This window comes from Aminobacter sp. P4_D5, assembly GCF_056401815.1.
In genome coordinates, this window is sequence record NZ_JBFUIP010000505.1 from 1 (window position 1) to 876 (window position 876).

Genomic DNA, 876 nt, shown 5'->3' on the forward strand with positions numbered 1-876 from the left:
CGTGACGACCTGCAGCACGCGCGGATCCTTCAGCGCGGTCCTGATGTCCGGCGCCTTCGCGACGGCCTTCCGGAACTGGTCCATGGCGCGCTTCTGCATCGGCTCCGAGGCGATGCGCGCCAGCGCCTTCGTCTCCTCGCCGGGTTGCAGCGCCAGCCGCAGCGCCGCGATGGCGCCGCCTACGTCACCCATGGGGCGTCACCCATTGTTCGCGGGTTCCGGGAGATCCCGGCGCGGCGTGGGCAGCGGCGGGAGGCCCAGCACCTCCTCCTCGTGACGCATGACGCGCCGCGCGATCTTCAGCGCGAGGTAGCAGTCATCCGCCTCGGCGGCCTCCAGCGAGCGGGCCAGCATCTCCCGCACGGTGGGCGAGGTGGTGGCCTCCATGAACTCGGCGATGAGCCGGCGCSCGGCGGCGAGGCCGGGCTCGCGCTCCTCGTCGCCGCCGATATAGGCGGTCTGCAGCGCGAAGTAGATGCGCCGCGCCGGTGTGTTCGCTCCATCCGGCGCCATGATCTGCTTGCCGAAGAGGAAGCGGGCCTAGGCCGCCAGCTCGATGCGCGTCCGGTTGCGGAAGCGGATCGGTGCGCCGTTCACCACCATGAGGTCGCCCTGGCGCAGTTCCAACACGAGCGTGGACATCTTTTTTCCCTTGAGTTCCGGTCCGGACGGCGCGCCGCTGCTGCGACCGGCGAGCGCCCTCCTGGCGTCGTGCCGTGCCTCCGGCGGCGAGGTCCTTCCTGCCGCCGCGGCATCCTCGCGCGGCCAGGTTAACGCCGGTTGAAGATCGACGATCATCGCAGGAAGTTCGCGAGGTTAAGGTCGCTCAGCGAGCCGATGGCGCGGTAGCTCGCATCCAGCGTCGTCTTCGTGGCC

At 70.3% G+C, this 876-nt stretch carries 2 protein-coding genes and 1 pseudogene; all 3 read right to left on the bottom strand.

The genetic code is table 11. The annotated features are described in order from the left end of the window. Positions 1-192 (bottom strand): hypothetical protein (locus AC1DWF_RS33090; protein ID WP_476842738.1); only part of this gene is annotated, 192 nt, incomplete at its 3' end. Between the two features lie 6 nt (positions 193-198). Then, positions 199-528 (bottom strand): annotated as a pseudogene (locus AC1DWF_RS33095) (flagellar biosynthesis repressor FlbT); the annotation flags it as partial. A gap of 12 nt (positions 529-540) precedes the next feature. Further along, positions 541-798 (bottom strand): hypothetical protein, encoded by a 258-nt coding sequence (locus AC1DWF_RS33100; protein WP_476842739.1) that lies wholly within the window; start codon positions 796-798, stop codon positions 541-543. Between the last annotated feature and the right edge of the window lie 78 nt (positions 799-876).